This window comes from Nocardiopsis sp. NPDC006832 (genome assembly GCF_040635885.1).
Classification (GTDB): domain Bacteria; phylum Actinomycetota; class Actinomycetes; order Streptosporangiales; family Streptosporangiaceae; genus Nocardiopsis.
Genome location: NZ_JBEYLC010000027.1, coordinates 25,436 through 51,849, shown reverse-complemented (window position 1 = coordinate 51,849; position 26,414 = coordinate 25,436). Strand labels below are relative to the sequence as shown.

Genomic DNA, 26,414 nt, shown 5'->3' with positions numbered 1-26,414 from the left:
GGGGGGACAAGGTGGGCGTGATTCGGATCGGCCGGAAACCCACCCCCTGGCGGACCGGCCACGTACCCCCTGGGTGTATTCTCGGCGATTCCGGACGAGGTGGGTCGGACACCATCAGATAACCGCTCCATACCGATACGCGGGAGTTCAGAACCTTTTCCGGATCGGAGCGTCCTACTACGTAGGCCGGTTATCGAGATGTTCTATGGAGGTCCAGACGTGACGGGCAAGACCCAGTCGGCGGTGAAGCGCCGGTTCGGCATCGGACTCGTGGCGCTCGCGCTCGTCGCGACCGCGTGCAGTTCAGGCGACGCCGAGACGCAGAGTAACTCCGACCCCGCCGCGGACGCGGAACCGGCCGAGCTGAGCATCACCCCGGAAGAGGGCGGCGAGGAGATCGCACCCAACACCCCGGTCCGGGTCACCGCCGAGCACGGAACCATCAGTGACGTCCAGATCGACCAGACCGTGGTCAGCGAAGCGGCCGTCCCCGACGGCGGCGAGGCCGAGGGTGAGGACGACGAGGCCGAGCTGTACGAGATGACCGGCACCCTCAACGAGGACGGCACCGAGTGGATCAGTGACTGGAACCTGCGTCCGGGCTCGGAGATCGTGGTCACCGCGACCGCGGAGAACGAGGCCGGTGAGGAGACCGAGGCCACCAGCGAGTTCAGCACCCTGGAGGCGGTCGCCGGGCAGCGCCTGGAGTTGGCCTCCAACTTCCCGAGCTCCGGCGACACCGTCGGTGTCGGCATGCCCGTCGTGATCAACTTCGACATGCCGGTCAGCAACAAGGGCCAGGTCGAGAACTCCATGAACGTGGTCGCCGAGCAGGAGATCGCCGGCGCCTGGAACTGGGTGACCGACCAGATGGCGGTCTTCCGGCCCGAGGAGTACTGGGAGCCGCACCAGAACGTCACCGTCGACCTGAACCTGTCCGGGGTCGAGGCCTCCGAGGGTGTCTACGGTGTGCGTGACTACCAGATCGACTTCGAGATCGGCCGCGAGCTCATCGCCACGATGCACGTGCCCGACCACGAGATGAAGATCGAGATCGATGGCGAGCACGAGCGCACCATCGACGTGAGCAACGGTGCGGCCAACCGTCGGTTCGACACCACGACCACCGGCGTGCACGTGCTCATGGAGCGCTACGACACCATCACCATGGACTCCAGCACCGTGGGCATCCCCGAGGACTCCCCGGGTTCCTACCGCGTGGACGTGAACTACGCGGTCCGCACCTCCAACAGCGGCGAGTTCGTGCACGAGATGTCCAGCAATGGCGCGATCGGTTCGGCCAACACCTCCAACGGCTGCACCAACCTGCGCATGGACGACGCGGTGTGGTTCTACGAGAACACCCTGATGGGCGACATCCTCGACACCACCGGCACCGACCGTGAGTTCGAGTGGGACAACGGCTGGGGTTACTGGCAGAAGTCCTGGGACGAGTGGCTTGAGGGCAGCGAGACCGACGAGGCACAGATGACCACCGACGGGACCCCGGGTTCCGTCCACGGTGAGGACCTGTAGGAAGCGCGGTCATCACCGCCCCAGGGGCGGGACAGGACCACGAGGGGCGTTCGCGGTGCACGGCACCGCGGGCGCCCCTTCGTCTGCCCGCTCGCGAGGCCGTCGAGTGCGTTCAGGTCTGGACGGGCCCCGAAGGCCCCCCGCCCTCCGTCGTGCGCAACCGGGCGACCAGGGCATCGATCACCAGCTCGGTGACCGTGGCCATGTCCACCGACTCCGGGTCCAGCAACCACTGCACCTGAAGGCCGTCCATCGCGGCCAGGATCGCGGTGGCCGCGGAGTGGGCGGGGGTGTGACCATCGGGTCCGGGGGTGTTCGCCATCTCGCGGTGCTCCGGGCCGATCCGGTCCAGGACCGCCTCCTCCACCTCCCGACGCAGTACGGTGTACCGGTCTCGGAACCAGTCCTGGGCGGGATGTCGGGCGGTGGCGCTCTCGGCGGAGAGCACCGCGTAGAGCCGGGTCGTGCCGGGGCGCGCGGCGTTGCGCTCGGCGGTGGTGACCAGGTGGTCCAGCATGCCCGCGCCGGAGGGCGCGGGGTCGTTGGTGTCGCGCAGCTCCAGCACCGCGGTGAGCAGTTCGGTCTTGGAGCCGAAATGGTGCAGGACCCCCGCGGGGGTGATGTCGAGGGTCGCCGCGATGTCGGCCAGCGACGTGTTGTTGAACCCCTGCGCGGCGAATACCTCGGCCGCGGTGCGCAGGATCCGCTCGCGGCGATTGACCCGTTTGCGCGGGACCGGTGAGGGCGGATCGCCCCCGGGCGAAGGCGTGCCGGTGGGGGTCGTCTCGCTCATGGTCCGCTCTCCACTTCCTCGTACCGCGGGGGTGCTTCGGGCCGATGGCCGGGGGGTTCGGGGGCCCGATCCCGTCCACGCTATCGATGTTCCCCGCCCCTCTTGCTGAATGAACATTAAGTAAGTAATGTCTCGCTTTACGAGACGTGGATCAGGGGGCTAGGGGCTCATGACCGCAGACCTTCACCAGCGCGTGGGCCGCCTGTCCCTGGAGGACAAGGCGCGCCTGCTCACCGGCCGGACCGGCTGGGTCCTGCACGCCGCCGCCGAGATCGGCCTGCTCCCGATCACCGTCTCCGACGGTCCCGCCGGGGTACGCGGGACCGAGGTGACCCAGGACGAGCACTCCGCGAGCCTGCCCGGTCCCACGGCGGTCGCCGCGGCCTGGGACACCGAACTCATGGAACGCGTGGGCCGCTTCTTCGCCGCCGAGGCCCGCCGCAAGGACGTCGACGTGATCCTGGCCCCGGTGCTCAACCTGCAACGATCCCCGGCAGGTGGACGCCACTTCGAATGTCTCTCCGAAGACCCCCACCTGACCGCCGAACTCGGCGCGGCCTTCGTCCGCGCCGTCCAGGGGCAGGGCGTGGGCACCTGTCCCAAGCACTTCATCGGCAACGAGACCGAACAAGAACGCACCGGTTACGTTTCCCGCATCGACGAGCGGACCCTTCGCGAGGTCTACCTTCCACCCTTCGAAGCCGCGATCACCGCCGGCGCCTGGACCGTCATGGCCGCCTACAACGGCGTCGACGACGAGGTCGAATCGTCCACCATGACCGAGCACCGCCGGTTGCTCACCGACCTCCTCAAGGACGAGCTCGGATTCGACGGCGTCGTGTTCAGCGACTGGGCCGCCACTCGGAGCGGCGCCCGCTCCGCCGACGCCGGACTCGACATCGTCATGCCGGGCCCCGACGGCCCCTGGGGCCGAGCGCTGGTGGACGCGGTCCGTGCCGGTGAGGTCGAGGAGTCCGTCGTCGACGACAAGGTGGTCCGACTGCTCCGCCTGGCCGAACGGGTCGGCAGACTCGATCGGGACACCACCTCGGCCGTGGCGGGCGAGGACGAACGCGTCATCCTGCGGGAGGTCGGCTCACGCGGCCACGTCCTGCTCCGTAACGAGGGCGACGTCCTTCCCCTGCCGGACTCCGTGCGGACGGTGGCCCTCATCGGGCCCAACGCCGTGGACGCCCACACCCAGGGCGGCGGTAGCGCCCACGTCAACACCGGGTACCTGGTCGACCCGGCGGAAGGGCTACGGGAGGTGCTGCCCGAACACGTCGAGGTCACTCTCGTCCGCGGCGGCGATCCCCGACGTCTCCTTCCGATCGTCGCCACCGAACACCTGACCGAGGCCGACCTCACCCTCTACGACGGACACGGCGAGGCCATCGACGCCCCCGAGGTGCCGGGCGGCGCATTCCACATCCACGTTCAGGAGAGCGCGGAACGGGCCGGGTTCCTCGCCACCCTCACCCTCGCCGAGCCCGGGACCCACCGGATCGAGGTCGCGGCCGTGGGCGCGCACACCATCCGCGTCGACGACGAGACCGTCTCCGAGAGCGACCGACGCGCCTCCGTCGACGACATCCTCCAATCGCGGCACGCCCACCCCGATGGGCCCAGGGTGGAGATCGAGGTCCCCGAAGGGTCCGAGCCCCGCACCGTGTCGATCGACGTCGACATGGAGGTCGGGGACTTCGGCGGGTTCGGCCGTGGTGTCATCGTCCAGGTTCGCCACGCGTCGCCCGGCCCCACCGTGGAGGAGGAGATTCAGGAGGCCGTCCGCGTCGCGGAAACGGCCGACGTCGCCATCGTCGTGGTCGGCACCAACGACGAGGTCGAGTCCGAGGGCTACGACCGCCCCACCCTCGACCTGCCGGGCGGCCAGGACGAACTCGTCCGACGGGTCTACGCCGCCAACCCGAACACCGTGGTGGTGGTCAACGCCGGCGCGCCCGTCCTCCTGCCCTGGCTCGACCAGGTGCCCGCCGTCCTGTGGTCCTGGTTCGGGGGCCAGGAGTACGGCCACGCCCTCGCCGACACCCTCACCGGCCGTGCCGAACCCACCGGCCGGCTGCCCTGGACCCTGCCGCGCGACCACGACGACGTGCCCATCCTGGACACCCGTCCCGTCGACGGGATCCACGACTACGCCGAGGGGGTCTTCGTCGGTCACCGCGCCTACGACCGGGACGGGATCGAACCGCACCGCCCGTTCGGGTTCGGTCTGGGCTACACCACCTGGCGGATCGACGACGCGGCACTGTCCACGCCGGGGACCACCCCGGGTAACGACGGCCTGGTCACCGATGCGCCCACGGTCACCGTCACCCTCACCAACACGGGTCGGCGTCCCGGACACCACGTCGTGCAGGTCTACCTGGAACCGCCCACCGAGGCCGGAATCCCGCGCCCCCTACGTTCCCTGGCGGCCTTCGCCTCGGTGCGCGTCGCGCCGGGCCGGACCGTCACGGTCGACCTCGACGTCCCACCGCGCGCCCTCGCGATCTGGGACCCCGTCGAGCACGCACGGCGCACCCCGGAGGGCGTCTATCACCTGGCGGTGGGCTCCTCCAGCCGCGCCATCGCGCACCGTCTCGCCTTCAAGGTGCGCTGATTCGGTACCGGGCCGCCGTGGGATCACCAGGCGCGCACGCCGCCCACGGGGGCGGGCAGCCGTTCCTGGAGCCAGGTCCAGGTGCCGTCGTTCTCGGTGAACCGGCGCTGGACGTGCTCGACCTCGGTGATGGGGTTGCTGAAGACCTCGCGCCAGTCGCCCGCCTCGCGCTCCTCCAAGTAGAAGCTGCCGGCGTCGGTTCGCATGCGCACCGCTTGGAGGGTGTGACTGGTGCCGTCGTTGAGTTGGATTCGGTAATAGGCCATGGGAATCCCCTGGGTGTGGTCCTGGACGAGGCGAGGACGGTGGCCCGGGGACGGTCGACACGCCGTGGTGCCGGGGCACCGTGATGTTCGCGTGTGCGGACTCTACGCCGGTGGGCAGGGCCGAGGAGGGTGATCGGCCGGACCCGGGGTGAAATCGGGGAGAACAGCCGATCGGGATGGGGCCTAAGGGACGAAACGGGCCCGGAGGTGGTCCCTCCGGGCCCCGCGTGGGCGAATGGCGATGGGTCAGGCGGCTTGTTCGGCGGTCAGTCGGGCACGGGTCTCCATCAGCGCGAAGCCCAGCAGGTTGCGCCCGCGCCAGTACTTGGGACGTTCGGCGTTCTCGTTCTCCCGTCCCATCCCGATCCCCCACACGCGGTCGCGGGGGCTGGCCTCGACCAGGACCCGTTCCTTCGTGCCCAGGAGATACTCCAGCAGATCCTCGTTCTGACCGAACTTGGCGAGGTTGCCTCGGACGACGATCCCGAAGCGTTCGCGCTCCCAGGTCTCCTCGTCGAAGTCCCCGACCTCGCGTCCGATCTCCTTGGCCTGCTTGGGGTGTTCGGCGGCGACGATCCGTTCGGCGGCCTCGGTGTCACCGAAGAGTCGCGCCTTCTCGGCCATCATGAAGTGCTCGGCGGTGCGATAGGTGACGCCGTCGACGGTGAAGTCGGCCGGCCACCATTGGGAGAGGCAGGTGGCCGTGAGCCCATCCGGTGATGGCTCATGGCCCCAGAAGTGCACGTACTTGATCCGTCCGTCGATGCGGAGCAGATCCTCCACGGTCCTCGCGTCGGCAGGGTTGTGTGTGCCCGTCATGTTGGGGAGTCTCGCAGAACCGGGCCGAGGTCGGTAGACCTTTTCGTGTGTTTGATGGCTTTGTGCGCTGGGAAGACGCCCATCCGATCGGGGACGAATCGGCCACTCGGCGGGCTTGTGCCCAAACCCGGGAGTGCGCGGCCGTCGGCGGGCCGAGGCACCTGTACCGGTCACGGGTTCCCGTACGAGCGGGACGGGTTCGCGCGTGCTCGGGCCGGCGTACGTTACGGCGTAGTAGCGTTGCGGAAAGCCCCCGAAACCATAGGTCGGCGGGGTGTGAGCGGCCGCGGATCCGAGGTCGAGAGGAGCGTCCCCCCATGTGCCGGGACGATGGGGATCGCCTCGGTTCGGACCAGACCAGTGGGCTCGGTCGGCGGCCGGCGACGTGATCGAGTGTTCGAGTGGTTCGGAGGGTTCGGGTCCGATGACCGAGACACGGTGGCTCGATGATGACGAGCAGCGGACCTGGCGCACCTTCCTCATGGCCGTGCACCTGCTGGACGGGGCCCTGGATCGTCAGCTCAGGCATGATTCCGGGATGCCGCACGCCTACTACCAGATCCTGGCGATGCTCTCCGAGGCCCCGAAGCGGGAACTGACGATGACGCGTCTGGCCCGCCTGCTGCGCTCCTCGCCCAGCAGGTTGTCGCATGCGGCGGCGCGCCTGGAGGCGGAGGAGATGATCCGCCGCTTCAAGCGTCCGGGGGACCGGCGCACGACCCTCGTCGAACTCACCGACAAGGGGATGGAGACGCTGCGCGAGGCGGCCGCCGGGCACGTCCAAGAGGTGCGACGCCTGGTGTTCGACACGCTCACCCGGGAGCAGGTCGGACAGCTGCGCGAGATCTCCGAGGCGATGTTGGGTTCGCTGGACCCCCACGACGAGGAGCCGCGGTACCCGGACCCGAAGGGGCCTGGAGTCCGGAACTGAGCCGGATTCTGTTATCCATCCTGAGCAGGGCGGTCGTGTGGGGATCGTAACTTCTCCGCTCGGCACGCTATGTACGCGAGCGGATACGCATTATCCTGTTGTTTCCCGGCAAAAGGTTGTGGTCTCAAGTGTTGGAACCGGACGCCGACCTCGACCACCGGGACACCCGCTCACAGAACAGGAACGCACCATGACCGAACAGACACCCAAAACCATGATCAGCGACCTGACCGCCCTGATCGCTCGCGTCGTCGTCGGTGTCGTCTTCATCGCCCACGGGCTGCCCAAGGCCACCGACCTCCAGGGCACCGCCGGCGGTTTCGAGGCGATGGGCATCCCCTTCCCGCAGTTCGCCGCCCTGCTGGGCGTGGGCATCGAGGTCGGCGCCGGGGTGGCGCTCATCGTCGGGTTCGCCCTGCCCGTCGCCGGGGTGCTGCTCGCCCTCATGATGGGCGGCGCCTACTTCTTCGCCCACGTCGGAGACCCGCTGGTCGGCGGCTTCGAATTGCCTCTCGTCATGGCCGCCGCCGCGCTGGCCCTGGGCTTCGCCGGTGGCCGCTTCGCCGTCGACAGCGTGATGCCGTGGGGTCGCCGCCGTGTCCGCTCGGAGGACAGGTCCGCGGTGCACGCCGCCTGATCCTCCTTTCGACACGGCCGCCCACCAACGATGCTGGGCGGCCGTTGTTGTTTCCTCGGATCCATTCTCCCGAAGGGCTTTCTCTTCTAGCCTCGTGCGGTACCCCGCTGATCGGTGGGTGGAGAGTCGATGCTTCTTTGGAGCAGACCGCGGAGTGGTTTCGGGGGCCGGGATACGAGGTTCCCGGTGTCGGGCGGAGGGTGCGGGAGGCCGCTCCGTACATCCCTCGGTGGGGGTGAGGGCGTGGAGTGGGGCCGCCCGCCGTGAACACTGCCTACTATGGCTAGCCATGCGTATTCTCGTGGTCGAGGACGATGACCGGGTGGCACGCGGGCTGGTGACCGCGCTGCGCTCCGCCTCCTTCGACGTCCAACGGGTGGCCACCGCGGAGCGGGCGCTCACGGCGCCGGCCGCGGACGTCGTCCTGCTCGACCTCGGACTTCCCGACGCCGACGGGATCGACCTCCTGCGCCGCCTGCGTCGGCGCCCCCAGACCGCGATCATCGCGGTGACCGCGCGCAGCGAGGAACGTGACCGGGTGCGGGGCCTGCGAGCCGGGGCCGACGACTACGTGGTCAAACCCTTCGGGGTGGCCGAACTCCTCGCGCGCATCGACGCGGTACTACGACGCACCCGGTCGGCGCGGGCCGAACCCGAGCCCGAGAACCCGCCGCTGCGGGTCGGTGACCTGGTCATCGATGTCGACTCCAGGGAGGCCGAACTCGGCGGCGAACCCCTGCAACTGACGCGTAAGGAGTTCGATCTCCTACGCCTGCTGGTCGCCCGTGCGCCGAACGTGGTGGCCCGGGACCAGATCCTGGACCAGGTGTGGGGCGCCGCCTGGGAGGCCTCCTCACGAACCCTGGACACCCACATCGCCTCGTTGCGCAACAAGGTGGGGGACGCCGTGCACATCCGTACGGTGCGCGGGGTCGGCTACGTGCTCGACGGGGACTGACCCATGCTCAGGCGTCTGCTGACGATCCTGTTGCCGGTGGCGTTCGTACTGGTCGGAGCCGTTGTCGCGCCTCTGGGTGCGGTGATCGCCCAACAGCAGACCCAGGAGGTGTACGTCGACCGGCTGGGGGACGCCGGTCGTTTCGCGGCGCTCGCGCGCACCGCGCTGGAGACCGACCGGGACAACGCCCTGGCCCAGGAGATGTCCCGATACGAGCAGCTCTACGGGATCCCGACGGTCGTGGTCGCCCCCGACGGGGAGGTCGTGACCGGGTCCGGAGACCGTGAGCGGATGCGAGCCCTGGTCGCGGACGTGGACATGGGGGCGGGGATCACCGCGGCCCTGGCCGGAGAACGTCCGGAGCCACCGACCACGGTATGGCCGTGGAGTTCCGATCCGCTGGTGGTGGCCGAACCGATCGGTCGTGACAGCGAGGTCGCCGGTGCCGTGGTGCTGGTCTCCTCCACCGATGGACTGGGCGCCGACATCCTCACCGCGTGGGGGTGGATGACCCTGCTCAGCCTGGTTCCGCTGGCCCTGTTGGTGGCGGCCTCGTTGCCGCTGTCCTGGTGGGTGCTGCAACCCGTCCATCGGCTGGACGAGGCCACCACCGCGGTGACCGCGGGCGACCTGGACGTGCACGTGGACGCCGAACGCGGCCCATCCGAGCTGCGCAGGCTCACCGAATCCTTCAACACCATGGTCGACGTGGTGCGCCGGGCCCTGGAGCGGCAGCGCGCGTTCGTCTCGGAGGCCTCCCACCAGCTGCGCAACCCTCTGGCGAGTCTGCGGTTGTCGGTGGAGAACCTGGCGCCCTACCTCAAGGGGGAGGACGCGGTGGAGGCGCACGCCGTGGCGATCGAGGAGACCACGATGATGCATCGGATGCTCAATTCGCTGCTGGCCGCCACCCGGTTGGAGAGCGTCACCGGCAGCGAGGCGGTGGAGTTGACGGCCCTGGTCGAGACCCGGGTCCCCAGGTGGCGCGCCCTGGGGGAGTCGCGCGGGATCGAGGTCGTCACCGACCTGCCCGAACAGGTGTGGGCGCAGGCTCCTGCGGGCGGCCTGGGCAGCATCCTCGACGAGCTGTTCAGCAACGCCATGCGGCTCTCCGGCGGCGACCGGATCGAGATCCGTGCCGACGACGGCGAGGAGGTACGGATCGGGGTGTTCGACAACGGCACGGGGTTGCCGGAGGAGGAGCGTGAGGCCGCCCTCGGCCGGTTCTGGCGCTCTCCCAGCCACCAGAACATCGAGGGGACGGGGTTGGGGCTGGCGATCGTCGCCGACCTGGTTCGGGAGTCCGGTGGACGGCTCGTCCTGGGTGACGGACTGGCCGAGGACGGGCGCCATGGGCTCGGGGTGGTCATCGTCCTGCCACCGGCCGACCCCCCGAAGGAATCCGATGACGATGAGCCTCCCCGGCCCTGAGGTGGGGCCCGGTACTACGCGGGCTTGTTCTCCCGGTACCACTGCTCGGCCCCGGGGTGCAGGGGCACGATGCCGGTGGAGATCCCGGTGCGCACGTTGATCTGTGCGGCTTCCGGGCGCTGTTCGGCCAGGCGTGCGGCGCCGGTGTACACGGTTTCGGTGATCCGTCGAACGAGTTCGTCCGGCAGGTCCCGGCGGCACAGCAGCAGGTTGGGGATGGACATGGTGGGGCAGGCGGGGATGCCGCTGTAGGTGGTGGCGGGGATGGTCGCGGAAAAGTACGACTCCGGGTACACGCCGACCATCGCGTCGGCGGTGTCGGCCAGATCGACCAGCCGCAGGGCTCGTTCCTCGGCGAGGTCGGCGATCGCGGGGGTGGGGAGTCCCGTCAGGGAGAACATCGCGTCGATGTCCCCGGCGTCGAGGGCCGCGGCGGATTCGGCCTGGTCGAGTCGTACCTCCTCGGGCCGCACCCCGGTGACCTCCAGGATCTGCGCGGCGGTGAACTCGGTGCCGGAGTTGACGGTGCCCAGGGAGACCCGCATCCCCTCGATGTCGGAGAGCGACCGCACGGGGGAGTCCTCGCGCACGGCCAGGTGGACGAAGCTGTCGAAGAGCCTGCCCACCGCGCTGATCGCGGATCCTTCCGTGGTGATGTCGGTGGCGAGCACCGAGTCGAGGTTGGCGAGGCCGAGGTGGGCCTCGTCCTCGGCCAACATGCGCAGGTTGTCGTGGGAGGCGCCCGTCTCGACGGTGACGAGCTCTTGGTCGGGCAGGTGTTCGTCCAACAGTCGCGCGAGGGCGGCGCCGATCTCGCGGTAGACGGCTCCAGGGGGGCCGGTCGCGACGACGATCCGACCGAGTTCCGGTGCGGGGTCGCTCGCGCAGCCGCTCACGGCCGCGATGGAGAGGGCACCGAGACCGCCCAACAGGGCGGCCCGTCTGGTCGGTCCGGACGATCGCATACCCGCAGCTTAGACGGGGTCGAGTGTGGGGTCAGGGGGTCACCCCACCTCACTCCGTGTCCCACGGTTTATACCCAACGTCGCCCAATGTCAGAGGAATCCAAAGAAACAGTGAGTTGCGTTGCACACACCCCTTTGTGAACTGACTATCTATTGAGTCAAGACGTAACCCGGAGGCAATCTCGCGGCAACCCGCGAGCAGCCCTCCGAAGAAGGGTGCCGTACACATCCGGCGCTCAATGGAGGAGGAACCCATGGCGACCCAGAAGGGCGTCGATACCCCCGACACAACGCCGGTCAAACCCGAGGAGAAATCCTCGCAGGGGATGACCCGCGGTCGTGTCATCGGACTCGTTCTCGGTCCCCTGCTCGGTCTCCTGGTCTTCCTCGTGATGCCGGAGATGCCACTGCCGCTGGGTGACGGCGAGACCGAAGAGGTCATGTCCGTCAACGGTTCGGTCGTCGCCGCAGTCACCGTCTGGATCGCCATCTGGTGGGCCACCGAGGCCCTGCCGATCCCGGTGACCTCCCTGCTGCCCTTGGTGCTCTTCCCGCTGATGGTGGAGGGCGCGGAGGTCGGGGACGTGGCCTCCGCGTACGGCTCCGACACGATCTTCCTGTTCATGGGCGGCTTCATGCTGGCCCTGGCGATGCAGAAGTGGAACCTGCACAAGCGCATCGCCCTGACGATCGTCTCCAAGGTCGGTTCCAACACGGTCGGCCTGGTCGGCGGCTTCATGATCGCCACCGGTTTCATCACCATGTGGGTGTCCAACACCGCCACCGCCGTGATGATGCTGCCGGTCGGCCTCTCCGTCGTCGCGCTGATCGCCCAGTTCCGTGGCGGACGTACGGACGCGAACTTCGCGACCGCCCTCATGCTGGGCATCGCCTACTCCTCGTCCATCGGCTCGGTCGCCACTCTGATCGGTACCCCGCCCAACGTCCTGATGGTCGGCTACCTCGCCGACAACCACGACATCCAGATCGGCTTCGGTCAGTGGATGATGGCCGGTGTGCCGCTGGCCGCGGTCTTCATGCTGATCGCCTGGTTCGTCCTGACCCGCCTCTTCAAGCCGGGGGTGAAGAAGGTCGAGGGCGCCCAGGAGATGATCCGCGAGGAACTCACCAAGATGGGCGCCATGTCACGTGGTGAGAAGCTCGTGCTGGCGGTGTTCGCCTTCGCCGCCCTGTCCTGGATCTTCATCCCGATGATCGCCGACCTGGGTCCGGTCGCCGCCGTGGCTCCTTGGCTGGGCAACGTCACGGACGCGGGTGTCGCGATGACCGTAGCGGTCCTGCTCTTCCTCCTGCCCGTGGACCGTAAGACCCCCCTGATGGACTGGGAGACGGCGGTCAAGCTTCCCTGGGGCGTGCTGCTCCTCTTCGGTGGCGGGCTGGCCATCTCCGCCCAGTTCACCGACTCCGGATTGAGCGCCTGGGTCGGCGCCCAGGTCTCCTTCCTGTCCGGGGTGCCCACCTGGGTGCTGATCCTGGCCGTCAGCGCGTTGGTCCTGTTCCTCACCGAGCTCACCAGCAACACCGCGACGGCGGCGACGTTCCTGCCGATCATGGGTGGCGTGGCCATGGGCATGGACATCGACGTCCTCGCCCTGGTGGTCCCGGTCGCGCTCGCCGCCACCATGGCCTTCATGCTCCCGGTGGCGACCCCGCCGAACGCGATCGCCTTCGGTTCGGGCTACGTCAAGATCGGCGAGATGATCAAGGGCGGCGTCTGGCTCAACCTCGTGGCCCTGTTCCTCATCCTCGGCACCATGTACGGCCTGATGACCTGGGCACTGGGCATCTCGCTGTAGCCGTCGACCACGGATCGCTCGAAGCAGAGAGCGGGCGGTCCTTCCCTGGGCGGTGTTTCCTCCTCTCCCGGACACCGCCCGGCACTCCCAGGGGCGCCCCTACCGGATCCGTCACCGTCTGACGGGGACCGGCGGGGGCGCCCTTCTCCATGCCCTGGGCCCTCCATGCCCTCAGCGGTCGGAGCGTTCCCGTGCTCGGGGGCTTCGTTCGGGTCGACCGGCCAACAGGGAAACGCCCACCTGCGCCAGCGCGAGGGCGCCCACCAGCAACAGCACCGGTTCCCACACACCCATGGCCTGTCCGAGCGTGCCCGCGGCCACAGGGCCGCCGGCGGCCAACAGGTAGCCCATGGACTGCGCCATCCCGGACAGGCGGATGGTCCTTCCGTGCGTGCCACCGCGGAGCGCGATGAGCGCCAGCGCCACCACGATGGCGCCACCCGTGCTCGCCCCCGCCAGCAGGACCCACAGCAGCCCCCACCCGGGCGCCCACACCAGTCCGGCCATGGCCACCACCATGGCCACGCTCACCACCAGGCAGGCCGGACGCTGCTCGGCCCGACGTCCCATCAGCGTGGTGATGGCCAGGCCCGCCACGATGCCCGCCAGTTGGAAGCCGAACAGGTGCCAGCCGGCCGTGGTGGGAGCGACGCCCCGAGAGGCCTCCACGGTGGGAAGCCAGTTCATGAGGGTGAAGTAGGTGGTGGACTGCAACCCCATGAAGACGGTGACCTGCCAGGCCTTGGCGGAGGTCCACACCGACCGTTCGGGTACTTCGTGGGTGACGCCGACGGCCCCGACAACTTCGGGCCCGGGTACCCGGCGCATCCGCACCGCCCACACCAGGACGGCCACCGCCACCAGGCCCGCCCACAGGCCCAGCGCCGGCCGCCAACTCCCCAACAGCAGCGACAACGGCACGGCGAGGCCGGCGGCCAGGGCGGCCGACGCGTTCATCACGGAGGTGTTGACCCCGGTCAACAGGGAGATCCGGGAGGGTTGGTCCCGCCGGATGATGGCGGGTACCAGCACGTTGCCGACCGCCACCGAGGCGCCGATCAACGCGGTGCCGATCCACAGGGCGGGCAGCGGCGGCAGGGAACGCAGGACGATCCCCGCGCACAGCACCACCATCGCCACCAGCACCACCCGGTCCACGCCCCAGCGGGACGCCGGCCCGTGGACCAAGGGTGAGACGACGGCGAAGCCGAGGAGCGGAAGCGCTCCCAACAGCCCCAACGCGGAGCCGGACAACCCCGTGGTGTCGCCGATCTGCCCCAGGACCGAACCGACCGAGGTCAGGGCCGGGCGCAGACAGGCGGCGACGAGGAAGAGGGCTGCGAGGACCAGCGCGCCCTGGGCTCCGGTGCGGGCGGTGGTGCTGGAGTGCATGGAGCCTCGCTGGGGGTGCGGGTTGAGGCATCCGATGAGCGGATGACGACGTCCAGGGCAGGCTAGCGCCTACGCTCCCGACCGGGAAGGGACCATGACGAAGAACCCCGCCCCGTCCGGGTCGGGTGACCTGGACGGGACGGGGTCCTCATGTGTTCGCGTACGCGGGCCGGTACGTCAGTCCCGGCCGCGGCTCGCCGAGGGGCGACGCGGGCGACGGTTGCGCCCACCGTTGTAGCCACCGCCGCCGTAGCCCCCACCGCGCGGGCCACGACGAGGGTTGTCCTCGCGGCCACGGGGCAGGGTCACCGGCTCACCGGAGGGCTCACGGGCACCGGTGATGCGGGCGAGCTCCGGGTCCTCGGGGTGCACCTGCGAGACCTGGGCGTCGACACGCGCCTGGTACATCATGCGGGCCATGCCGCGACGCTGGCTCGGCAGCACCAGGGTGACCACGTTGCCGGACTCGCCGGCACGGGCGGTACGGCCGCCACGGTGCAGGTAGTCCTTGTGGTCGGTGGGCGGGTCCACGTTGACCACCAGGTCGAGGTCGTCCACGTGGATGCCGCGCGCGGCGACGTTGGTGGCGATCAGCGCGGTGACCGTGCCCTCCTTGAACTGCTTGAGGGTGCGGGTGCGCTGGGGCTGGGAACGGCCGCCGTGCAGGGGCGCGGCCCGGACGCCGTTGTCCAGCAGGTACTGGGCCATCCGGTCCACGGCGTGCTTGGTGTCCAGGAACATGATGACCCGTCCGTCACGGGCGGCGATGCGGGTCGCCGTGGCCTGCTTGTCCGCGGGGGACACGTGCAGGAGGTGGTGCTCCATCGTGGTGACGGTGCCCTCGGAGGGGTCGACCGAGTGCACCACCGGGTCGTTGAGGAAGCGGCGGACCAGACGGTCCACGTTGCGGTCCAGGGTCGCCGAGAACAGCAGGCACTGACCGCCGGCGGGGGCCTCTTCGAGGATCGCGGTGACCTGCGGCATGAAGCCCATGTCGGTCATCTGGTCGGCCTCGTCCAGGACGGTGGCCTCCACCTGGTCCAAGACGCAGTCGCCGCGCTCCATCAGGTCGCGCAGACGACCCGGGGTGGCGACGACGAGTTCCACGCCCTGGTGCAGGGAGCGCGCCTGGCGGTGGATGGGCATGCCGCCCACCACGGTGGCCATGCGCACCCGCACCGAACGGGCGTACGGGGTGAGCGAGTCGGTGACCTGCTGGGCGAGCTCACGGGTCGGGGCGAGCACCACCGCGAGGGGGTGCCGCGACTCGGCCTTGCGACCGTCGAGACGGGCGAGCAGGGACAGCCCGAAGGCCAGCGTCTTGCCCGACCCGGTCTGGCTGCGGCCCAAGACGTCGCGGCCCGCCAGCGAGTTCGGCAGGGTGGCCGCCTGGATCGCCGACGGAGTGGTCAGGCCCTGGCGCGTCAGCATCGACTTCAGCGGGTCGGGCATGTCCAGGTCCTGGAAGGCCTCTACCGGGTCGAGCCCGGGAGTGACCGTGGTGGGGAGGGCGAACTCACCGGAGGAGCGTCCGCCGTCGAAACGGCCTCGGCCGCCTTCTCGGTTGCCGCCCTGACGGGGGCCGCCACCGAAGGAGCTACGAGGGCGCCTGCGGCCGTACTCCCCGGAGGGACGGGGGCGTCGGGTGTTGGTACGGGACGTGTGGTTCAAGGTAAACCTTCCACCGACGACCCGTGCCGGGCGTGGAGGTCGCTGCGACCTCGACGCTGAGCACCGGCGGCGCCGGGATAATACTGCGAGATCCACTGCCCACACGGAGAATCCGGGGCGTGGTTGATGGCCGGTGCCGGTCGAGACGCGACGGCGAGAAAACCGGTCCGAAAAGAAGAAAGGCAGAGGCCCAGCGCCCTGAGGGCGGGCCCCTGCTATGGAAAGAGCCTCAGCTCTCTCAGACCAGGGTGATGTTGTCGGCCTGCAGGCCCTTGGCACCCTGGGTGACGTCGAACTGGACGGCCTGGCCTTCCGCGAGCTCGCGGTAGCCGTTGGCCTGGATGGCGGAGTAGTGGGCGAAGACGTCGGGGCCGCCGCCGTCCTGCTCGATGAAGCCGAAGCCCTTTTCGCCGTTGAACCACTTGACGGTACCGGTGGCCATAGATTGTGCCTCTCGTTCGGGAGCATGAAGAAAACCGCGATTTGACGATTTTCCCGTCACCGCGGTGAGCGCCCGAAAAAGATGGAGCTTTATGCGGGGTCACTACTGCAACTTCGATCAACCTAGCACACGGTTTGTGCGGGGGGCCGAAAGATCCGATGTGTTGTAACGCATCGAAAACCCTGGTATCGGATCGGGTGAAGGCGTTGTTGGCCGGGGGGTCTGCGTGCGCTCATACGGCCGGGCCCCGCCTTCCCCTCAAGGACGGGACCCGCTCGCTCCGGTGTTGCCGAGACCGGCTAGAGTGCGCCCTCGTCTCGGCCTTCGGTGGTCGCTGTGGACAGGTCGTCGAACTTCGTGTCCTCAACCGGTGCCACCCCGGTCAGGTAGCCGGCACGCGCGATGGCGTTGCCGCCCACCGCTGCGGTCGACAGCTGGATCAACAGGGCGAGGCCGATCTTGATGGTGTTCTCCACGGTCGGGTAGTGCAAGAGGAGCCCGAGCAGCAGGAGCGCCGTGCCCAGGGCCCCGGCGATGGTGACACCGCTCAGCCGCGCGTAGAAGTCCCGGAGTCGGAGCAGGCCGACCGCACCGACCAGGAACACCACGGCTCCCGCGATCATGCAGACGACTCCGAGCGGGTACAGCACGTTCATCGCTTGCCTCCGGTGATCAGTCGGGCCATGGAGAGTGCGGCCAAGAACCCGACCAGTGAGCAGACCAGCACGATGTCCACGACCAGTGCGGTGTCCAGGCGAAAGCCCAACATGGCCACCAGACCGACGAACCCGAAGAAGATGACGTCGGTGGCGGCGCCACGGTCGGCCGCGGAGGGACCGGTGAGAATGCGGTAGGTGGCGATGACCATCGCCACCACGATCGCGGCCAGACCGATGTCGATGACGTGCATCAGCGGGTTCCTCCCTCGGCGGTGATCGATTCCGCGGACCGGGGCGGTCGGGTGACCGCGAGGATTCTGTCCTCCATGGCACGGATGTCCTCGCGGAAGGACTCGCGGTCCTGCACGTACAACCCGTGCACCCACAGGGTGGAGGGTTCGTGTCGTACGGCCACCGTGACGGTGCCCGGGGTCAGGGAGATCAGATTGGCCAACATCGTCACCTCGAAGTCGGTTCGGCCACGGATCGGGACCTCCACGAAGGCGGGTGTCGACGCACTGCCAGGAGTGACGATGTCCCACATGACCTGGAAGGAGGTCTTGGTGATCTCACCCCCGGCGTAGAAAGGGAACCAGAGCAGCCGAAGCGCCCACTTCAGGTGGTTCATCGTCCCAGCACCGCCTCGACGTAGGTGGACGTGTCCAAGAGGTTCGCGGCGGCCTGCGCGCTCAGGTCGAGCAGGAACTCGGCGCCGAGTCCGATACACAGGGTGGTCGCGGTCAGCACCAGGCCGGGAAGGATCAGTGTCATTCGGATCTTCGGCCTCGTCACCGTCTGGACGGAACCCCCGTTGGCCCCGGCGGTCATCGGAACGTCTTCCTCCGAGGAGGAGGGTTCCTTGCCCCAGAACACACCACCCCAGATCTTGAGCATGGACATCAACGTGATGAGGCTGACCGCGATCATCACGGCCGTCACGGTCCACTGCTGATCCTCGACGGCGGCCAGGATCAGGGAAAGCTTGGCGACGAACCCCGAGAACGGTGGGAGGCCCGCCAAGGACAAGGCCGCTCCCATGAACACCAATCCGATGAGGGGTTGGCGTCTGGCGACGCCGCCGAGTCGGTCCAACGCGCCGGTTCCGTGAGTGTGCTCGATGGCCCCCGTGGACAGGAACAGGGACGCCTTCACGATCATGTGGTGGATCAGGTAGAAGATGCCCGCCATCAGGCCCAGCTCGGTGAACAGGGCCACGCCCAGCAGGATGTACCCGATCTGACTGATCATGTGGAAGACCAGGATGGAGCGGGTGGTGTTCTCACCGACCGCTCCCATGACACCGATGACCATGGTGAGGGTGAAGGCCACCACCCCGATCCACAGGAACCGGGAGTCGCCGTCGAAGACCACCGCGTACAGACGGTAGATCGCGTAGATGGCGACCTTTGTGTGCAGCCCGGAGAACAGGGCCGTGATCGCGGGGGAGGCCGCCGGATAGGTACGGGCCAACCAGCCGTGCACGGGGACGACCGCGGCCTTGATCGCCAGTGCGAGGATGACCACACCCATGCCGACCGCCACCAACGGCGACTCCTTGGCCGCTCCGGCGAGCTCGCCCAGGTGTACGGTTCCGGCGACGGCGTAGACCAGGGCCACGCCGGCCAGGAAAATCGTGGACGTCAATAGGTTGACGGTGACGTAGATGCGTCCGGCCTTCAGCCTGCCCAAGGCCCCCAGCATCGCCAACAGCCCGTACGAGGGCAGCAACATGACCTCGATGAACACGAACATGTTGAAGATGTCGCCGGTGAGCAGTGCGCCGGACACGCCGGCGGTGAGCACCAGCACCAGCGGGGAGAAGAAGGACTGCCGGTCGTCCCCGGTGGCCACCGCGAACATGGAGCACACCAGCGCCAGCAAGGACGTCGTCCACAACATCAGTGCGCTGAACACGTCGGCGACGAACGGGATGGCGATCCCGTCCTGCCACAGACCCACGTTGTGCGCGAACACCGTGCCGTCTCGGGTGAGCCAGATCAGCCCACCGCCGCCCAGCGTTCCCGCGGTGCTCGGAGCCAGCAGCAGGACGCGACGCAACCAGAGCGGACCGCGTACCACGATGAGCAGTCCCGCCCCGATCAGCGGGACCGCTACGAAGAGGGGAAGCAACACAGGGATCATGAGTTCCCCTCCGTGTCGTCGTCGCTACCGGAGGCGGCGAGGGTGAGCATGTAGATCGCGATGGAGAAGGCGATGACGATCGCGGTCAACACGAACGCCTGGGGGAGTGGGTCGGCCGCCGTGAGGGCGGTGCCGAACTGCAACAGGGGCAGGTCCCTGCGGAACACCCCGCCCGCCGACATGATCAGCAGGTTGACCGCGTGCCCGACCAGGATCAGGCCGAGGACGATGCGCACCATGCCGCGCTGAAGCATCAGGTAGACACCGCCGGCGACCATGATGGCTATGGTGATGGCGAGGGTCATCGCTTACCTCCGGTGGTGGCGCCGTCCATGGTGGAGGCGCCGTTCGTGTCGTTCACCGGCTTCTCGCCCTCCTGTGATGTCGGAGGGTCTTCCTGACTCTCGCTCGTGTCGGACCCCCGCTCCAGGCCGAGTTCGTTGAGGGCGGTGAGCAGAACCCCCACGACGGCCAGGTAGACACCGATGTCGAAGACGAACGCCGTCGTGAAGTGGAAGTGACCGCCCCAGGCCAGCGGGATGTCCGCGTGCAGTGGCTTGAGGAAGGAACCGTCCACGAAGCCCAGGACACCCGAGAGCGCCGCGACCAGGACACCGACCCCGATGATCGCGGGATAGGCCAGACGGATGCGCGCGTCCCGGTCGCTGGGTGCGGCCAGGTAGGCGAGGGCGAACCCGGCGCCACCGACCAGACCGGCGATGAAACCACCGCCCGGTTCGTTGTGGCCACGGAACAGCAGGTAAAGGGACCACAGGACCAACAACGGCATGAGGAATCTACCGACAGTGCGCATGAGCACCGTGTTGTCGGCCGGATCGTAGGCCGCGTTGGTCGCGCCGACGATGATTTGACGCGAGCCGTGGGTGGGCAGCAGGTCGCTGGAGCGCAGCACCGCGATGATGACCAGCCCGGCCACACCCAGGACGGTGAGTTCGCCGAGGGTGTCCAGGGCCCGGTAGTCCACGAGGATGGTGTTGACCACGTTCGTGCCGCCGGTGTCCTCGGGCGCGTTGCCGAGGAAGTAATCGGCGGCCGGGGACAGTTCACGGCGTCCGGTGAGCGCGAAGGCGGCCACTCCGGCGCACAGGCCGGCGCCGATCGCGATGGCCGCGGTCAGTACGGTTCGGCGACGCTTCACCGAGTGGAAGCGACGGGGCAGCCGGCGCAGGACCAGGACCGCCACGACCACCGTCAGGATCTCCACCAGCAACTGGGTGAGGGCGACGTCGAAGGCGCCGAGGAAGAACAGCCACAGGGCGGTGGTGAAACCGGCGACACCCACCAGCGCCAGGCCCGCCATTCGGGACCGGGTGACGACGGCGGAGCCGACGGCGACGGCCATCAGGCCCACCAACAACCAGTCGAGACCGAGCGCGGTCTGCCCGGCCACCGGGGGGAGCTCCAGGCCCACCACGGAAATCACGCAGGTCAGCCCGATGATGACGATCATCGGTGTGCCCAGGTGGAAGGCGGGGGAGTCGGACCGTGTCAGATCGCCCACTCGCCTTCCCGCGCGGATGATTCCACCGTAGAGGGCTTCGAAGATCCCTACCCCGGTGAACGGAACGAGGTCGCGTCCGGCCATGGCGTCACCGGCACGGGACCTCCAGGCCACCAAGGCGCCCAGGCCGACCGCCGCCATCGACATGAACAGTGCGGCGTTGAAGCCGTGCCACAGCACCAGGTGGGTGTCGACCACCGTGTGTGTGGTGTCGGCCGCCACCGTGTTGACCAGTGGGTCCAAGACCGGGACGGTCAGACCCAGCAGCACGCCGCCGAACGCGGCGATGATGGCGGGGGTCCAAAAGCCGATCCGGGCCTCACCGGCCGTGGCCTCCCTGGTTCCCTCTTCGCTTCGGGAAGCACCGAAGAAGGTGCGGTAGACGAACCGGAAGGAGTAGGCGAACGTGAACACCGAAGCGCCCACAGCGACCACTCCGGCGAGCGGGCCGAACCAGCCCGGACCGGGGGCGTGCAGGAACGCTTCGAACAGGTTCTCCTTGCTGATGAAACCGAGCAGGGGCGGGATGCCCGCCATGGACAGGGCGGACAGCGTGGCGATCGTCGCCGTGACCGGCATCCGGTGGCGTAGGCCCCCCAGCCTGCGAATGTCGCGTGTGCCGGTCTGATGGTCGACCAGGCCGACCACCATGAACAGGGCCGATTTGAACAGGGCGTGGGCCACGGTGTGCACCGACGCGGCGACCAAGGCCTCCGGGGTGCCCACCCCGATCACCGCGACCAGCAGCCCCAGTTGGCTGACCGTGGAGAAGGCGGCCAGGCGCTTGAGGTCGTTCTGCTGGATCGCGAAGAACGCGCCGATCAGGGCGGTGGTCAGCCCGGCGGTGATGAGCAGCGCGTTCCACAGGAACACGTCCGCGAACGCCGGGGTGAACCGCATCGCCAGGTAGATGCCGGCCTTGACCATGGCGGCGGCGTGCAGGTAGGCGCTGACCGGGGTGCTCGCGGCCATGGCGTCCGGCAGCCAGTAATGGAACGGGAACTGGGCCGACTTGGTGAACACCGCCACCATCACCAGCAGCGCCACCACGGAGACGAACACCTTGTCCTGGGTCCAGGAGGGATCGGCCAGGATCGCGCTCAGCTGGGTCGTCCCTGTACGTATGACCAGGAGAGCGACGGCGCCCAACAGGGCCATCCCACCCATCGCGGTGAGAAGGAAGGTGCGGATCGCCGGTCGATCGGCGGTGAGTCCGGAGAGACCGATCAGGTAGAACGACGCGATCGTGGTGAGCTCCCAGAAGACGAAGAGCAACACGACGTCGTCGGCCAGGACCAGACCGGTCATCGCGAACGCGAACACGCTCATCAGGCAGTAGAAGCCGAGTCTGCGCCCAGGGGGGAAGTACCGGGTGGAGTAGGCCATGATCAGGGTTCCGATACCGGTCACCAGCATGGTGAACAGCCAGCTCAGGCCGTCCATGCGCAGGTGCAGGTCGACTCCCAGGCTCGGCATCCAAGGCCGGGTGTACTCCAAGGGGGCGCTCTCACCCAACACCTGAGGTGCCTGTAGGGCGACCACCACGGTCAGGGCGAGGAACACGGTGGCGATGGGCCAACCCGCGTTTCGGCCCAGCAAGCGGTTCAGTAAAGGTGTGCTCGCGACGGTCACGGCGAGCACGATGAGGAGAAGCAGCAGCACCACGCCACTGTCCTTTCACGGCTGATCACCGTGCGCGTGGCCGGAGAGACCCGGGAGACGAACACGGTGTGACGGAGCGGAAGATGGGTCACGGGGGTGTCGTCAAATGGGCCCAGGTGGGCAGGCACTGAGTTCACCGTGCGCGTTGGTGCCCCAAGAGGTGGTGTAACCGTTGGTGCCGAGGGGGAGACCATGTTCGTCCGGTAGTTCGGACCGCTCCGCGAATCGGTCTCTGCGCAGGCTGCGTGACAGCTCAGGGTGGTGTGGCGTCATGGCGTCGGGCTCCGGGGACATGAGTCGGTAAGGACGCCGACCAGTCTTCCCGGCACACCTATTGCGTCATGTGACGCCGCGCCCATGGTCGTTGATGCGAACGAGTATGTCCAGTTCCGGCCGCTTTTCCCTCGCTGAACGTGGACCGAAGTGCCCGATGAGTGCAGGTGCCAATATAGCCCCTGATCAGGCAAAATAACCCTTTGCCAACGAGTCGGTCTCGGATCGCCACTGTGGTGGCCGGTGTTCGCGTGTGGGCGTAGAGTCCCTCATCAGGTGTGCCGGGAAGTCTGGTCGGCGATGGCCGACCCCTACCCGAAACCAGGTGCCCGATGACCGAGACCACCGTCCACGGTGCCCGCATCTACCGCTCGGACCTCGCGGAGCGGGCCGTGCGCGATTGGTGTGAGGAACGACTCACCGAACTGCCCGGGCTCCGGTCACTTCCCGAACTCTCCACGTCCATCGGACCCACCCGGGCCTTCCGTTTCGAGGGTGGCCCCGGTGCTCCGGTGGTGGTGCTCAGCGGGACCAACTTCAACAGCGCCCTGAGCGCCTCGCCAGCCTCCGACATGTCCGCCGAGCGGGACGTGATCCTGGTGGACCTGCCCGGACAACCGGGTCTGAGCTGTGGCAAGCGCCCTCGCGGCCACCGCGCCCAGGCCTACGGGGACTGGCTCGACGAGGTGCTGCCCCGGCTCGTGGACCGGCCCGCGATCATCCTGGGGCACTCCCTCGGTGCCGCCGTGGCCCTGGCGGGCGAGCCGAGCTCCCTGGTCAAGGGGATGGTTTTGGTGGGTGCGGCGGGGCTGACCCCACCGGCGACCTCCCCCGAACTCATGCGGGTCACCCTGCCGTGGATGATCGGCCCCAGGGAGGACAAGAGCACCCGGCTGTTGAACTTCATGAGCGGACCCGACTTCCGGTACCCGGTCCACCCGTTCGCGTCCTGGATGACGATGGTGGGCAAATGCTGCAAGACCAGTCTGGCGCCGGGTCCGTTGCCGGCCGAGTCGCTGCTGGCCTGGCAGAGGAAGAACGTCATCGTGGCGACCGGTTCGGAGGACGTGTTCTTCTCGCCGGCGCGTCTGCACGGTCCGGCCCGACGGTTCCTGGACGCCGACGTGGACGTGTTGGAGGGTGCGGGCCACTTGGCTCCCTACGAGTTCTCCGAGCGGATCCGCGACCTGGTCACCCGAGCCGACGCGCCGGTGGAGGAAGCCGACCCGGCCGACTGACCGGGGTGGGGGAGGCATTCACGGTCGACTTCCGGCCTTGATCCATTACAGATGTGTCATGTAACTTATTTGATATGACACAGTCGAGCCCATCCAGAGTCGGCCGTCCCCGAAGCGGTGCGGCCGACGAGGCCATCCTCAAGGCCGCCTCGGACCTGCTGATCGAGGCGGGTATCGACGGCGCGGGCATCGACCAGGTCGCCAAACGTGCCGGGGTGAGCCGGCCGACGGTCTATCGGCGCTACGGCGATCGGACCGAACTGCACATCGCGGCGATCCACTGGACCTTCGGGTTCCGACCGAAGGAGATACCCCAGCCGCGGGACATCGAGGAACTGCTCGGTTGGTGGGCCCGGTCGTTGGAGGCGCCCGAGAACGAGCGGATCCGCAGTCTGACGTTGCGCCTGATGCCCGCGGGCCACGATCACCCGGAGTTCGCCGCGGTGTTCCGGGAGGTCAGCGTCGAGCCGCGCAACGCCGTGATCCGCGAGGTGTTGCACAAGGAGAAGGAGCGCGGCCGGTTCCCGCAGGACACCGATCTGGAGATCGTTCGGCAGATCCTCGCCGGTGCGGTCGTGACCCACCTGAACACCCACCCCAAGGGCGGCACGGTGCGCGAGGCCGAGGAGTTCTTCCTCGCCGTGCTCCACGAGACGAGGTTCCGCCCATGAACCCGCGGGTCGTGACCGCGACCCGAGTCGGTGACCGATGAGTTCCAGGGGAGATCCGAAGATGACCGAGGACACCACCCGGCCCACCTCATTACCCACACGACGCCCGACACCCTTCGACCCTCCCGTGGAGCTGGCCAGGCTGCGCGGCCAGGACCCGGTCAGCCGACTGGCCTACCCGGACGGCCACACCGGTTGGCTGGTGACCGGGCACGCGCAAGTTCGACAGGTCCTGGCCGACCCCCGGTTCAGTACCCGCAACGAGATTCGGCACGACCCCTCACCGGGAACGGACGTCACCGCGCCGCCCCGGCCGGCGCCACGCGGTATGTTCCTCAGCCACGACCCGCCCGAGCACACCCGCTACCGTCGGCTGCTCACCGGGCAGTTCACCGTCCGGCGGATGCGCCGGCTGACCGCGCGCGTCGAGGAGATCACCGAAGAACACCTCGACCGGATGGAACACCGGGGCCCGCCGCTGGACCTGGTGGAGGCGTACGCCTCACCGGTGCCCGCCCTCGTCATCGGCGAACTCCTCGGGGTTCCTCAAGGGGACGTGGACCGGTTCCAACGGACCGTGGCGGCGGTGTCCCGGGTGGACTCCTCCAGGGAGGACAAGATGGCCGCCTTCGTCGCGATGCGGGATTTCCTGAAGCGACTGGTGGACGACAAACGCGAAGAGCCCACAGACGACCTCCTCGGCGCTCTGGTCGCGGGGGGCGAACTGGAGGAGGACGAACTCACCAACATCGCCTTCCTGCTCCTGGGGGCCGGACTGGACACCACGGCCAACATGATCGGCCTGGGCGCCTTCCACCTGCTGACCCACCCCGAGCAGGCGGAGGCACTGCGTGATGAACCGGACAGCGGCCCCCGCCTCGTCGAGGAACTGCTGCGGTACCTGAGCATCGTTCCCCACACGCTGCGGACGGCGCTGGAGGACCTGGAGCTGGGCGGGCACCGGATCCGGGCGAGGGAGACCGTCACGGTGTCGATCGCCGCGGCCGACCGCGACCCGAAGGTGTTCCCCGAACCGGACACGGTCGATCCACACCGGTCGACCGGCGGGCACCTCGCCTTCGGTCACGGGATCCACCAGTGCCTGGGCCAACAGCTCGCCCGGGTCGAGATGCAGGTGGTCCTGCCCGCGCTGCTCGCCCGGTTTCGCACACTTCGGATGGCGGTGCCCGAGAGCGAGGTGCCCACACGAGAGGACATGGCCATCTACGGTGTCCACCGGCTCCCGGTCACCTGGGGGAGTGGGTCGGCGTGAGGGTGCGGGTGGATCGGACGGTGTGCGTGGGCGCGGGGATGTGCGCTTTGACCGCGCCCGAGGTCTTCGACCAGGAGCCGGAGGACGGACGGGTCGTGTTGTCCGAGCCCGCGCCCCCGCCCGCGCTGCGTACCCGGGTGGACGAGGCCGCCGATGTCTGTCCCTCGGGAGCGATCACCGTCACCGACTGACGGGTTCAGGTCCTGTTCGGGTTGCTCGCCTTGCCGTCGAGCCAGAGCTCCGCCGACTCGTCCCGGTGGCTGCCCGAGGCGCCCACGTGCTCGGCGTCGATCCTCGGCCCCTTCTTGATGACGTGGACCAAGGCCATCGCGTGGCCGCGCCCCAGCCCGTGGTCGTCGCTCAACCACTGGATGATGGTGCCGGCCTTGACCGAGGGATCGTCGAGCCCCTTCTCCTTGGCGAGGTCGACCAGCTCACGCGGGACCAGACCGGTCTTGTCCTCGATGGTGTCCAAATAGGCCTGGAACGACATGGGCTTCTCCTTCGATCAAGGGTTCAGGGCCCGATGCTCGCATTCGCCTACGACGTTTCCGGAGAAGCGGGTCGGAGGTAGGCCACCGAACCGCCGGCGCGGATGTACTGAACGAGCCTTCCCGGACTCCTGGCGGCGTCCGGGCGGGTGAGTACGGCCTTGACGTGCCCGTCCACTCGGGGCTTAATATGTTTACGATC

25 protein-coding genes are annotated in these 26,414 nt (G+C 68.4%); 11 read left to right on the top strand and 14 right to left on the bottom strand.

Going from position 1 to position 26,414, the window contains the following annotated elements:
• The first annotated feature begins 219 nt into the window (after positions 1-219).
• Positions 220-1,536 carry an Ig-like domain-containing protein gene (locus ABZ717_RS14865; RefSeq protein ID WP_358509849.1) on the top strand — a complete coding sequence of 439 codons (1,317 nt, stop codon included), beginning with the start codon at positions 220-222 and terminating at the stop codon, positions 1,534-1,536.
• A gap of 112 nt (positions 1,537-1,648) precedes the next feature.
• On the opposite strand, the gene ABZ717_RS14860 is transcribed toward ABZ717_RS14865, so the two are convergent.
• Positions 1,649-2,329 (bottom strand): TetR/AcrR family transcriptional regulator, encoded by a 681-nt coding sequence (locus tag ABZ717_RS14860; protein WP_358509846.1) that lies wholly within the window; start codon positions 2,327-2,329, stop codon positions 1,649-1,651.
• 169 nt (positions 2,330-2,498) lie between these two features.
• Between ABZ717_RS14860 and ABZ717_RS14855 the strand changes: the two genes are divergently transcribed.
• The gene (locus tag ABZ717_RS14855) at positions 2,499-4,952 is read left to right on the top strand and encodes a glycoside hydrolase family 3 C-terminal domain-containing protein (RefSeq protein ID WP_358509843.1); all 2,454 of its coding nucleotides are present in this window, start codon (positions 2,499-2,501) and stop codon (positions 4,950-4,952) included.
• A 23-nt stretch (positions 4,953-4,975) separates the two neighbouring features.
• Here ABZ717_RS14855 and ABZ717_RS14850 read toward each other — a convergent pair whose 3' ends face one another.
• Both ABZ717_RS14850 and ABZ717_RS14845 read right to left on the bottom strand, forming a co-directional pair.
• On the bottom strand, positions 4,976-5,218 hold the full coding sequence (locus ABZ717_RS14850) for a hypothetical protein (protein WP_358509840.1): 243 nt from the start codon (positions 5,216-5,218) through the stop codon (positions 4,976-4,978).
• A gap of 246 nt (positions 5,219-5,464) precedes the next feature.
• Entirely contained in the window at positions 5,465-6,037 is a 573-nt protein-coding gene (locus tag ABZ717_RS14845; RefSeq protein ID WP_358509837.1) for an NADAR family protein, read from the bottom strand.
• A gap of 424 nt (positions 6,038-6,461) precedes the next feature.
• On the opposite strand from ABZ717_RS14845, the gene ABZ717_RS14840 reads away from it, so the two are divergent.
• From ABZ717_RS14840 to ABZ717_RS14825, 4 genes are all read left to right on the top strand, one after another.
• Positions 6,462-6,968 carry a MarR family transcriptional regulator gene (locus ABZ717_RS14840; protein WP_358509834.1) on the top strand — a complete coding sequence of 169 codons (507 nt, stop codon included), beginning with the start codon at positions 6,462-6,464 and terminating at the stop codon, positions 6,966-6,968.
• 190 nt (positions 6,969-7,158) lie between these two features.
• Positions 7,159-7,605 carry a DoxX family protein gene (locus tag ABZ717_RS14835; protein ID WP_358509831.1) on the top strand — a complete coding sequence of 149 codons (447 nt, stop codon included), beginning with the start codon at positions 7,159-7,161 and terminating at the stop codon, positions 7,603-7,605.
• Between the two features lie 289 nt (positions 7,606-7,894).
• The gene (locus tag ABZ717_RS14830) at positions 7,895-8,563 is read left to right on the top strand and encodes a response regulator transcription factor (protein ID WP_358509828.1); all 669 of its coding nucleotides are present in this window, start codon (positions 7,895-7,897) and stop codon (positions 8,561-8,563) included.
• A gap of 3 nt (positions 8,564-8,566) precedes the next feature.
• Positions 8,567-9,994 carry a HAMP domain-containing sensor histidine kinase gene (locus ABZ717_RS14825; RefSeq protein ID WP_358509825.1) on the top strand — a complete coding sequence of 476 codons (1,428 nt, stop codon included), beginning with the start codon at positions 8,567-8,569 and terminating at the stop codon, positions 9,992-9,994.
• Positions 9,995-10,008: 14 nt separating this feature from the next.
• Here the strand turns inward: ABZ717_RS14825 and ABZ717_RS14820 are convergent, their stop codons facing one another.
• Positions 10,009-10,959 (bottom strand): TAXI family TRAP transporter solute-binding subunit, encoded by a 951-nt coding sequence (locus ABZ717_RS14820; RefSeq protein ID WP_358509823.1) that lies wholly within the window; start codon positions 10,957-10,959, stop codon positions 10,009-10,011.
• A gap of 254 nt (positions 10,960-11,213) precedes the next feature.
• Here ABZ717_RS14820 and ABZ717_RS14815 point away from each other — a divergent pair, with 254 nt between their 5' ends.
• On the top strand, positions 11,214-12,776 hold the full coding sequence (locus ABZ717_RS14815) for a DASS family sodium-coupled anion symporter (protein ID WP_358509820.1): 1,563 nt from the start codon (positions 11,214-11,216) through the stop codon (positions 12,774-12,776).
• Between the two features lie 171 nt (positions 12,777-12,947).
• Here the strand turns inward: ABZ717_RS14815 and ABZ717_RS14810 are convergent, their stop codons facing one another.
• The 9 genes from ABZ717_RS14810 to ABZ717_RS14770 all read right to left on the bottom strand — a co-directional run bounded on the left by ABZ717_RS14810 (position 12,948) and on the right by ABZ717_RS14770 (position 22,269).
• Positions 12,948-14,168 (bottom strand): MFS transporter, encoded by a 1,221-nt coding sequence (locus ABZ717_RS14810; RefSeq protein ID WP_358509817.1) that lies wholly within the window; start codon positions 14,166-14,168, stop codon positions 12,948-12,950.
• A 177-nt stretch (positions 14,169-14,345) separates the two neighbouring features.
• Positions 14,346-15,839 (bottom strand): DEAD/DEAH box helicase, encoded by a 1,494-nt coding sequence (locus tag ABZ717_RS14805; RefSeq protein ID WP_358509814.1) that lies wholly within the window; start codon positions 15,837-15,839, stop codon positions 14,346-14,348.
• Between the two features lie 238 nt (positions 15,840-16,077).
• The gene (locus tag ABZ717_RS14800; RefSeq protein WP_304073583.1) at positions 16,078-16,281 is read right to left on the bottom strand and encodes a cold-shock protein; all 204 of its coding nucleotides are present in this window, start codon (positions 16,279-16,281) and stop codon (positions 16,078-16,080) included.
• A gap of 299 nt (positions 16,282-16,580) precedes the next feature.
• Positions 16,581-16,937: a monovalent cation/H(+) antiporter subunit G gene (gene mnhG / locus ABZ717_RS14795; RefSeq protein ID WP_358509812.1), complete on the bottom strand. Its 357-nt coding sequence runs from the start codon at positions 16,935-16,937 to the stop codon at positions 16,581-16,583.
• The gene (locus ABZ717_RS14790) at positions 16,934-17,191 is read right to left on the bottom strand and encodes a monovalent cation/H+ antiporter complex subunit F (RefSeq protein WP_358509809.1); all 258 of its coding nucleotides are present in this window, start codon (positions 17,189-17,191) and stop codon (positions 16,934-16,936) included. Before ABZ717_RS14790 ends, mnhG begins: the two co-directional genes overlap by 4 nt.
• Complete coding sequence (locus tag ABZ717_RS14785) at positions 17,191-17,568, bottom strand: Na+/H+ antiporter subunit E (protein WP_358509807.1); 378 nt, start codon at positions 17,566-17,568, stop codon at positions 17,191-17,193. Before ABZ717_RS14785 ends, ABZ717_RS14790 begins: the two co-directional genes overlap by 1 nt.
• On the bottom strand, positions 17,565-19,082 hold the full coding sequence (locus ABZ717_RS14780) for a monovalent cation/H+ antiporter subunit D family protein (RefSeq protein WP_358509805.1): 1,518 nt from the start codon (positions 19,080-19,082) through the stop codon (positions 17,565-17,567). The genes ABZ717_RS14785 and ABZ717_RS14780 overlap by 4 nt, the downstream gene beginning before the upstream one ends.
• Positions 19,079-19,387, bottom strand: a complete 309-nt coding sequence (locus tag ABZ717_RS14775; RefSeq protein WP_087098612.1) for a cation:proton antiporter subunit C — start codon at positions 19,385-19,387, stop codon at positions 19,079-19,081. The genes ABZ717_RS14780 and ABZ717_RS14775 overlap by 4 nt, the downstream gene beginning before the upstream one ends.
• Positions 19,384-22,269 carry a DUF4040 family protein gene (locus ABZ717_RS14770; protein WP_358509803.1) on the bottom strand — a complete coding sequence of 962 codons (2,886 nt, stop codon included), beginning with the start codon at positions 22,267-22,269 and terminating at the stop codon, positions 19,384-19,386. Before ABZ717_RS14770 ends, ABZ717_RS14775 begins: the two co-directional genes overlap by 4 nt.
• Before the next feature lie 602 nt (positions 22,270-22,871).
• Between ABZ717_RS14770 and ABZ717_RS14765 the strand changes: the two genes are divergently transcribed.
• The 4 genes from ABZ717_RS14765 (at position 22,872) to ABZ717_RS14750 (ending at position 25,912) form a co-directional block, all read left to right on the top strand.
• Complete coding sequence (locus ABZ717_RS14765; protein WP_358509801.1) at positions 22,872-23,777, top strand: alpha/beta hydrolase; 906 nt, start codon at positions 22,872-22,874, stop codon at positions 23,775-23,777.
• A gap of 74 nt (positions 23,778-23,851) precedes the next feature.
• Complete coding sequence (locus ABZ717_RS14760) at positions 23,852-24,448, top strand: TetR/AcrR family transcriptional regulator (protein ID WP_358509799.1); 597 nt, start codon at positions 23,852-23,854, stop codon at positions 24,446-24,448.
• 61 nt (positions 24,449-24,509) lie between these two features.
• Positions 24,510-25,721 (top strand): cytochrome P450, encoded by a 1,212-nt coding sequence (locus ABZ717_RS14755; protein WP_358509795.1) that lies wholly within the window; start codon positions 24,510-24,512, stop codon positions 25,719-25,721.
• Complete coding sequence (locus tag ABZ717_RS14750; protein WP_358509792.1) at positions 25,718-25,912, top strand: ferredoxin; 195 nt, start codon at positions 25,718-25,720, stop codon at positions 25,910-25,912. Before ABZ717_RS14755 ends, ABZ717_RS14750 begins: the two co-directional genes overlap by 4 nt.
• A gap of 5 nt (positions 25,913-25,917) precedes the next feature.
• On the opposite strand, the gene ABZ717_RS14745 is transcribed toward ABZ717_RS14750, so the two are convergent.
• Complete coding sequence (locus ABZ717_RS14745) at positions 25,918-26,214, bottom strand: DUF4287 domain-containing protein (protein WP_358509789.1); 297 nt, start codon at positions 26,212-26,214, stop codon at positions 25,918-25,920.
• Between the last annotated feature and the right edge of the window lie 200 nt (positions 26,215-26,414).